We start from the raw sequence: 9,381 nt of genomic DNA on the forward strand, positions 1-9,381 counted from the left end.
CACCTGCTCGCACCGGTCGGCGGCAGCCCGCCGCGGGAACTGGAAACCTGGGTGTCCTTCGGCGACGTGCGCGAGCTGCAACCCGGCCACGAGGCCTGACGCGTGGCCGAGTCGCCCCGGATCAGCGCCGTCCCCAGCATCATCGAGCTCGCGCCCTTCTATGCCGATCCCCCGGACGGGGTGCGCGCCAACATGATCTTCAGCGCCGACGGCGCCGCGGCGTTCGGCGGGCGCGCCGGTCCGCTGTCGTGCCCCACCGATCAGCGGCTCCTGCGAATCCTGCGCGGCCTCGCCGACGTCGTGCTGGTCGGTGCCGGCACCGCCCGCGCCGAAAACTACGGCCCGGTGACGCTCGGCGATGCGGCGCGGGAGCGGCGGCAGCACGAGGGGCGGGCCGAACCGCCGCCGATCGCCGTGGTGAGCCGCAGCGGTGAGCTACCGGCCCGGTTGCTCAGCGATCCGGACCAGCCGCCGATCCTGGTGACCTGCGCGAGCACCGCGGCGCGGTTCGACCCCGACGACGACCGCCAACACCTCCTGGTCGCGGGCGAAGACTCCGTCGACGTCTCCCGCGCGGTCGCGACCCTGCGGGAGTACGGCATGCACCGCATCCTGTGCGAGGGCGGACCGACGCTGCTCGACGAGCTGGTGGAGGCCGACGCCGTCACCGAGATCTGTGTGACGCTGGCCCCCAAGCTGGCGGCGAGCCAACCGGTAGGCCACCGGCTGCACCCGGCGCGGCTATCCGCACCGGTCACCATGAGCCTCGAGCACGCGCTGGTCTGCGACGGCTATCTGTATTTGAAATATCGCCGCTGAGCCCGGCCGCAATCGGCGGAATGCGGGCGTGCGCAACGCGCTCGGCATGCAGCCGACCGCACCTCTTCCTATGATGAAAATGTCCGGTATGAACGTTGCGCGAATCGCTTCGCGCGACCTTCCTTCAATTGATCGCCGTTCCACTTCCCGATGCACACAGAAAAGGATCACCGGCCCGGTGAGCAGTTCAGACGATGACCGTGACTACCGCAACCTGGCGGTGAACCGGCTGCGCCCCAGCGAGATTCACTGGGCCCTGAACCACGATGCCGTGCACGGGATCGCCTACGCGTTCAAGAATCCGGTCGCGGTCGCCGAATCCCTCGAGGATCCCGACGACGACCGGAAGACCTACCTGGTTCGGGTCAAGCGCGACGACCTGGCCAACGCGCTGGAAAAGATCAACGAATGGATCTTCGACAATCCCGGCCCCGCCGGCATGCAGGCGTACGGTTTCGTCCGGGCGCTGGCCCGAGAAGGGCTCACCGAGCGCGCCACCGGCGATGACGACATCCGTTAATCGCGCCCCGTCGAATTAGCTGGCTTTCGCTATTCGCCGTGCCCCGCGGCCGCGAAAACCTTAGCCTTATGCCTGCATGCCCGGTATGCGCGGGTGAGGAGTCTTCGATGGGTGAGGCGACCGCGGATTCGCGGGAGGGTACGCAGTTCGGGCCGTATCGGCTGCTGCGCCTGGTCGGCCGTGGCGGCATGGGCGACGTCTACGAGGCCGAGGACACGGTCCGCGAGCGCACCGTGGCCCTCAAACTGATGTCGCGGACCCTGTCCAACGATCCGGTCTTCCGCTCCCGGATGCAGCGCGAGGCCCGCACCGCCGGGCGGCTGCACGAACCGCACGTCGTGCCCATCCACGACTTCGGCGAAATCGACGGGCAGCTCTACGTGGACATGCGGCTGATCGACGGCAAGGACCTGGCCAGCATGCTGAAGCGGTACGGGCCGATATCGCCGCCGCGCGCGATAGCGATTGTGCGCCAGATCGGTTCGGCGCTCGACGCCGCGCACGCGGCCGGGATCCTGCACCGAGACGTGAAGCCGGAAAACATCCTGGTGAGCGCCGACGACTTCGCCTATCTCGTCGATTTCGGCATCGCCAGCGCCACGTCGGACGAAAAGCTGACGCAGTTCGGCACCACTGTGGGCACCGCCAAATACATGGCCCCGGAGCGGTTCGGTGATTCCGCAATCACCCACAAGGCCGACATCTACGCGCTGGCCTGCGTGCTCTACGAGTGCCTGACCGGCTCCCCGCCCTACACCGGTGACCAGCTCAGCGTGATGGGCGCCCACGTCCACCAACCGATCCCGCGCCCGAGCGCGGCGCGCCCCAGCATCCCGGCCGCCTTCGACGGCGTGATCGCCCGTGGCATGGCCAAGGACCCCGCGGACCGCTACCTCACCTGCGGTGACCTGGCGGCGGCCGCCTACGGCGCCCTGGCCGCGCCGGATCAGGATCGGGCCACCGACATCCTGGAGCGCACCCAAATGGCAACGCCGCCGGCCGCATTCGCCGGCCAGCCGGCCGGCGGGTTTGCGCCCGGCCCGCCCGCCGCGGCACCGCCCGCCCCGCCGCTCGGCTCCTGGCCCACGCCGTCGGGCGCCGTCCAACCACCGCCGTGGGGCGGCCCCCCGGTCTGGACCAACGCCGGCGCGGCGACCCCGCCCTGGGGCCAGCCGCCGCGGGCCGGCCGCAAGCCCTGGCTGTGGGTCGGTGTCGCCGCCACGCTCACGGTGGTGCTGATCGGGGTGATCCTCGGCGTCGTGCGCCCCTGGGAACCGAAGTCCGGGCCGGCCCCGGCGACGCCGCCCCCGCCGCCGCCCGACGCCGTCGCGCTGCGGGTCCTCGATGACGGTGTGTTCGTCGGGAGTTCGGCGGCCCAGACCACGATCGACATCTTCAACGAGCCGATCTGCCCGCCGTGCGGCAGCTTCATCAGGTCGAACGCCGCCGACATCGACGCCGCGGTGAACAACAAGAAGCTGGCCGTGCGCTATCACCTGCTCAACTTCCTCGACGACAAGTCGCACAGCCAGGACTACTCGACCCGCGCGGTGGCGGCCAGCTACTGCGTCGCCGCGCAGAACGACCCCAAGCTCTACGCCGACTTCTATTCGGGCTTGTTCGCCAGCAACTTTCAGCCGCAGGAGGGCGCCGCCGAGGACCGCACCGACGGCGAGCTCGCACAATTGGCCAAGACGGTCGGCGCTAGCGCCGGGGTCATCGCCTGCATCAAGTCCGGCGACGACATCGGCACGGCCAAGGCCAAAGCGGCCAACGGCTACTCGACGCTGTCGAGCGACAACGCCAACTCCACGCCGTTCGTGTGGGACGGCACCACGGCGGTGAACTACCAGAATCCGGCCTGGCTGACGAAACTCACCGGATAGCAAGCGGCCCCGGGGATGTTGTGAGCGACGCGCAGGGGTCGAAGGCGGGAACGACGTTTGGGCCCTACCGCCTCAAGCGGCTGCTCGGCCGCGGCGGAATGGGCGAGGTGTACGAGGCCGAGCACACCGTCAAGCAGTGGACCGTGGCGGTGAAGCTGATGTCCCACACGTTCAGCCAGGATCCGGTGTTCCGCAAGCGAATGGAGCGCGAGGCCCGCATCACCGGCCAACTGCTGGAGCCGCATGTGGTGCCCATCCACGACTACGGCGAAATCGACGGCCAGCTGTTCCTGGAGATGCGCCTCATCGAGGGTGTCGACCTGGACACCCTGCTCGAACAGCAGGGACCGCTGCCCGCGCCCCGGGCGGTCGCCATCATCCACCAGGTCGCGTCGGCGCTCGACGCCGCCCACGCCGCGGGCGTGACGCATCGCGACGTCAAACCGCAAAACATCCTGATCACCGGCGACGACTTCGCCTATCTGGTCGACTTCGGGATCGCCAGCGCCGAGACCGACGAGAAACTCACCCAGCTGGGCACCGCGGTCGGAACGTTGAAATACATGGCGCCCGAACGCTTTTCGAGTGACGAGGTGACTTCCCGCGCCGACGTCTACGCGCTGGCCTGCGTGCTGTACGAATGCCTGACGGGGGCGCCGCCGTATGGCGCCGACAGCTCCGGCGCGCTGGTGACCGCGCACATGATGCAGCCCATCCCCAAACCCAGCGCGCACGCGGCCGGCGTCAGCCCGGCATTCGACGCGGTGATCGCGGGCGGAATGGCCAAGGACCCCGCCGAGCGCTACCCCACCGCCGGCGCGCTGGCCGAGGCCGCGCACAAGGCGCTGAGCAGCCCCGAGCGCGAGCGGGCCGAGACGATCCTGCAGCGCGGCGACGCCGCTGGCCCGATCAGCCCGATCAGCCCGCCCGGCCCGCCGCGGCGCAGGCGCACCCGGTGGCCGGTGGTCGCCGCCGCCGCCGTCATCGCCGTCGCGATCGGTGCCGCCGGCGTCTGGCTGCTGCTCAAGCCGACCAGCCAGCCCCAGCACCTTGCCACGTCGGGCAAGACCGCGCCGCCGTCCGCCGCGGCGCCCGGCGGCGATCAGGCGCGGCTGATCAGCCTGCTTCCACCCGGGTACCTGCCCGGCGCCTGCACGCCGGCCACTCCGGAGACGGGCAGCATCTGGGTGACTGCGGTGGCCATGGTGACCTGCGGCCAGAACACCCAGCCCGGCGGACCGGCCCGCGCCACCTACGGGCTGTTCGCCACGCCCGACCGGCTGAAGCGGGCCTTCGCCGACGACATCGGCAATATCAGCCTGGTGAACTGCCCCGGCGAGGGACGCTCACCCGTCAGCTGGCACTACGACGAGACACCCAACGACATGGCCGGCCTGATCGCGTGCGGCACCTACAACAACCGCCCCAACGTGATCTGGTCCAACGACGCCAGGCTCATGCTCAGCGACGTCAGCGGGGATCCGGCCACCGTCGAGGACCTGCACACGTGGTGGGACGCGTACGGCTGATCCGTCGCGACTCAGTCCGCTGCCGGCTCCGAATCTTCCCTGTGCTCAGCATCTTCGGCGTCTTCCACGGTCAACGGCAGCGCCAGCTCTTCGAGCGGGCGCCGCTCGGCGGCGATGCCGAGCCACAGTTCGACCAGGCCCGCGGCCGCCATCACGGCCGCCCCGATGAGGAACGACCAGACGACCTCGGTGCGCATGCCCGAGTTGATCAGCTGACCGAACAGCAACGGCCCGGTGATACCACCGATCGCCGTGCCCATCGCGTAGAAGAATGCGATCGCCAGCGCCCTGGTCTCCATCGGGAAGATCTCGCTGACCGTCAGGTACGCCGCGCTGGCGCCGGCCGAGGCCAGGAAGAACGCGACGATCAGCACGCCGATGAAGGCCCAGACGCCGCCGGCCCGGGTGAGAAACACGATCGCCAGCGCCACCACCGCGACCGCGGAACCGAGGTAGGTCAGCGTGATCATCGGTTTACGGCCGACCGTGTCGAACAGGTGCCCGAGTACCAGCGGGCCGGCGAAATTGCTCAGGGCCCACAGCACGAAGAACACCGGCACCATGCCCGACGGCACCGCGTAGAACTGGCTGAGCAGCGTGCCGAGGTTGAACGTGACGCCGTTGTAGAGGAACGCCTGCCCGATGAACAGCGCCAGCCCGAGGATCGCGCGCCGCGGATAGAGCTTGAACGCGACCGCGGCGATCTCGCGGAACGAGATCGCGGTGCGCTGGCGGATCCGCAACGCCTTGCCTTGCGGTTCCGGCAGCGGCTGGCCGGTCTCGCGCTGAACCGCCTCCTCGATCTCGCCGACGATCTGTTCGGCTTCGTCGTCGCGGCCGTGGATGAACAACCACCGCGGGCTCTCCGGCACGTTGCGCCGCACCAGCAGCACGAAAATGCCGAGGATGGCGCCGATTCCGAAGGCGAGCCGCCAGCCGATGTTGGGCGGGAAGTTCGAGGTGTTCAGCAGGATCAGCGCGCCGCCCGCGCCGGCGGCCGAACCCAGCCAATAGGTTCCGTTGATCACCAGGTCGACGCGGCCGCGCACCCGCGCCGGGATCAGCTCGTCGATGGCCGAATTGATGGCGGCGTATTCGCCCCCGATGCCCGAGCCGGTGAAGAAGCGGGTCAGGAAGAAGTACCACGGGGCGAACGCGAAGGCGGTCGCCACGGTGGCCACCAAATAGATCGCCAGGGTGAGGATGAACAGGTTTCGCCGGCCGAAGCGGTCGGTCAGGTGGCCGAAGAACAGCGCCCCCGAACAGGCGCCGGCGATGTAGATCGCGGCCGCCATGCCGATCTGGGCGGGATCGAGCGCGATGCCGCTGTTGTGCTCCATGAGCCGGGCCGAGACGTTGCCCACCATGGTGACCTCGAGCCCGTCGAGCACCCACACCCCGCCCAGGCCGACGACCACGCGCCAGTGAAACCGCGACCACGGCAGCCGGTCCAGCCGCGCCGGCACATGGGTCGAGATGGTCTTGGTTTGCGCGCTCGCACTCATGCGGTCTCCGTTCGGCGTTTGAAAAGAGATCTACCCATTCAGCGGGCGTCAGCCGCGATCGGAGCGGGACTCCTCGGGAGTCCAGGCCTGCGGCTGGCCGGGGTGGCCGGGAAACAGGAAGTCGATGAAGGCCGCGGCGGTGGGCTGGGGTTCGTGGTTGGCCAAGCCTGGGCGCTCGTTGGCTTCGATGAACGCGTACTCGGCGCCGGTGACGTCGGGCACCAACAGGTCGATGCCGGTCACCGGGATGCCGATCGCCTCGGCCGCGGTCACCGCGACGCGGCACAATTCACTGTTCACGTGCGCGGTGACGTCGTGGATGGTGCCGCCCTGATGCAGGTTGGCGGTGCGGCGCACCCGCAGCCGGGTCCCCTGGGGCAGCACGTCGTCCAGCTTCCACCCGGCCTCGGCGACGGTCGACTCGGTGAGGTCGTCGAGCGGGATGCGGGACTCGCCGCCGGTGGCCGCCGAGCGCCGCCGGCTCTCGGCCGCGATCAGGTCCCGCACGCTGTGCTCCCCGGTGCCGATGATCTCGGGAGGCATCCGCAGCGCGGCGGCCACCACGCGGCCGTCGATCACCACCAGCCGAAGGTCGTCGCCCGTGATCCGCTGTTCGATCAGCACGTCCGGGTACTGCTGGCGGGCCCGCGCCAGTGCGGCGGACAGGTCGTCGGGGCCGTTGTCCGGCACCACCCCGACGGTGATGCCTTTGCCCTGCTCGCCCCGCGTCGGTTTGACGACGACCTCGCCGACCTCCTTGACGAAGGCGAAGTCGCTCTCGTCGAAGGTGGCCAGCCGCGCCCGCGGCACGGTGATGCCGGCCTCGGAGACCAGGCGCCGCGTCAGCCGCTTGTCGTCACACCGGCACATCGCCACCGCCGAGGTGTACTCGGACAGCGACTCACGGGTGATGACGCTGCGGCCGCCGTGGGTCAGGCGCATCTCGCCGGTCTCGGCGTCGAGCACCTCGACCCAGATCCCCCGCCGCAGCGCCTCGTCGGCGATGATCCGGGCATAGGGGTTGAGGTCGTCGACCGTCTCGGGCGGCGGGCTGAACAGCGGCTCGTTGATCGCGTTCTTGCGCTTGATCGCCAGCACCGGGACGCGGCGGAAACCCAGCTTCTCGTAGAGGCCGATGGCGGCCGCGTTGTCGTGCGCCACCGACAGATCCATGTAGGCGCGGCCCGCACTGCGGAAGTGCTCGGCCAGCGCCTTGGTCAGCGCGCCGCCGACGCCGGGCAGCCCGGCGGCCGGATCGACCGCCAGGGTCCACAGGCTCGACCCTTCCTCGGGGTCGTTGAACAGCAACTCGTGATCGACCCCGGTGACCGTGCCGACCACCGCGCCGTCCTCGTCGCGCACCGCGAGCAGATACTTCACCGCGGGCACGTTCTGGTGGTTGTCCCAGATCACGTCGACGCCGGCCGGGACCATGCCGCAGCGCACGTAGACGCGGTTCATGGCGTCGGCGTCGATCGGGTCGTTGAGCGTGCGCACCGTCAAGCCCGGCGGGGCCGGGCCGAAGTTCTTCGTCGCAGGCGTGAAACGCAGCCGGTAGGTGTGGCTGGGGTCGATGAAGAGCTCGGTGGGCGCCTCGGCGACCACCACGTGAGATTCGCGGGCGTAGATGCAGATGTCGCGCCGGCCGGGCCCCTCGCGGCGCAGGGCCTCGACCAGCTGCTGGGAATTGGCGAAGGTCTGCCCGAAAATCAGTCGGCCCCAACCCAATTCGAGCTCGACGTCTTTGGCCATCGCATCGACCAGCTCGGGCGGGGATGCGTCGTGCAGACCGAGCGTGATCGCCTCGGTGTGGTCGCCGGACGGATCGGCCATGGTCATGCAACCGGGCCGGTGACACCGTGGCGCTGCAGCCAAAGCTCGAGCAGCGCGATCTGCCAGAGCTCGTTGCCGCGCAGCGGGGTCAGCTTGCCGTTGGGGTTGGCCAGCAGCGCGTCGACCGCGTCGGTGTTGAACAGGCCGCGCTCCTTGGCGGTGGGCGCGTACAGAGCGTCGCGGACCATGTCGAGGTACGGGCCTTCGAGGTGGGTCAGCGCCGGGACCGGGAAGTAGCCCTTGGGGCGGTCGATGACCTCCGCCGGAATCACCCGTCGCGCAGCCTGTTTCAGGACGCCCTTGCCTTCGTGGGCGATCTTGAGCTCCGGCGGGCAGGTCGCGGCCAGCTCGACCAGCTCGTGGTCGAGGAACGGGACCCGGCCCTCCAGCCCCCACGCCATCGTCATGTTGTCCACCCGCTTCACCGGATCGTCGATCAACATCACCGTCGTGTCGAGCCGCAGCGCGCGGTCGATCCCGGTTTCGGCGCCGGCCTGCGCGAAGTGCTCGGTGACGAACCGCAGGCTGGGGTCGCCGGCCGCGACGATGCCCGATCCGACCAGCGCCTGCACCCCGGCCGCGTCGCGGTCGAAGAAGGCGCCCCGGTACTGCGCGACGGCGCCGTCCAGGGTGGCGGCGGCCGGATCGCCCATCGGCGGATACCAGTGGTAGCCGGCGAACACTTCGTCGGCGCCCTGGCCGGACTGCACGACCTTGACGTGCCGCGCCACTTCCTGGCTGAGCAGATAGAAGGCGACGCAGTCGTGGCTGACCATCGGCTCGCTCATCGCGCCGATGGCCCCGTCCAGGGCGGGCAGCATCCGGTCGGTCTCGATGCGGATCTGGTGGTGGTCGGTCTCGAAGCGCTGGGCCACGATGTCGGAGTACTGGAATTCGTCGCCCTTGACGCCGCCGGCGGACTCGAAGCCGATGGAGAACGTCGACAACCCGTGCTGGCCGGCCTCGGCGAGCAAACCCACGATCAGGCTGGAGTCCACGCCGCCGGACAACAGGCAACCGACCGGCACGTCCGCGACCAGGCGGCGCTTGACCGCCAACCGCAGCGTGGACAGCACCGCGTCTTCCCAGTCGCGCTCCGACCAATCCGCGCGGTCGGAGTGCCGGGTGAAGTCGGGGGCCCAGTAGGTGGTAACGGTACGCCGGCCGTCGGGCTCGATGGCGACCAGCGAGGCGGGCGGCACCTTGCGGACGCCGCGCAGGATGGTGTTCGGCGCGGGCACCACCGAGTGGAAGCTCATGTAGTGGTGCAGGGCGACCGGGTCGATGCG

Annotated in this window: 7 protein-coding genes and 1 pseudogene; 5 read left to right on the plus strand and 3 right to left on the minus strand. The window is 69.8% G+C overall.

The features are described from left to right. The 5 genes and pseudogenes from A5646_RS17195 to A5646_RS17215 form a co-directional block, all read left to right on the plus strand. A pseudogene (locus A5646_RS17195) lies at positions 1-99 on the plus strand (flavin reductase); the annotation flags it as partial. Positions 100-102: 3 nt separating this feature from the next. Further along, a complete protein-coding gene (locus tag A5646_RS17200) occupies positions 103-819 on the plus strand; it encodes a pyrimidine reductase family protein (protein ID WP_067022937.1) in 717 nt (238 codons plus the stop codon). Positions 820-997: 178 nt separating this feature from the next. Continuing rightward, entirely contained in the window at positions 998-1,339 is a 342-nt protein-coding gene (locus A5646_RS17205; protein WP_066872577.1) for a hypothetical protein, read from the plus strand. Between the two features lie 107 nt (positions 1,340-1,446). After that, a complete protein-coding gene (locus A5646_RS17210) occupies positions 1,447-3,225 on the plus strand; it encodes a serine/threonine protein kinase PknE (protein ID WP_066881781.1) in 1,779 nt (592 codons plus the stop codon). A gap of 20 nt (positions 3,226-3,245) precedes the next feature. Next, positions 3,246-4,754: a serine/threonine-protein kinase gene (locus A5646_RS17215; RefSeq protein ID WP_067022940.1), complete on the plus strand. Its 1,509-nt coding sequence runs from the start codon at positions 3,246-3,248 to the stop codon at positions 4,752-4,754. A gap of 11 nt (positions 4,755-4,765) precedes the next feature. Here the strand turns inward: A5646_RS17215 and A5646_RS17220 are convergent, their stop codons facing one another. The 3 genes from A5646_RS17220 to A5646_RS17230 form a co-directional block, all read right to left on the minus strand. Next, on the minus strand, positions 4,766-6,259 hold the full coding sequence (locus A5646_RS17220) for an MFS transporter (RefSeq protein WP_067022943.1): 1,494 nt from the start codon (positions 6,257-6,259) through the stop codon (positions 4,766-4,768). Positions 6,260-6,307: 48 nt separating this feature from the next. Beyond that, a complete protein-coding gene (gene ngg, locus A5646_RS17225; protein WP_066872590.1) occupies positions 6,308-8,098 on the minus strand; it encodes an N-acetylglutaminylglutamine synthetase in 1,791 nt (596 codons plus the stop codon). Further along, positions 8,095-9,381: N-acetylglutaminylglutamine amidotransferase (locus tag A5646_RS17230; protein ID WP_066872602.1), on the minus strand; the 1,287-nt coding region annotated here is incomplete at its 5' end. The genes ngg and A5646_RS17230, both read right to left, overlap by 4 nt.

This window comes from Mycobacterium sp. 1245499.0, assembly GCF_001673615.1.
Taxonomy (GTDB): Bacteria; Actinomycetota; Actinomycetes; order Mycobacteriales; family Mycobacteriaceae; genus Mycobacterium; species Mycobacterium europaeum_A.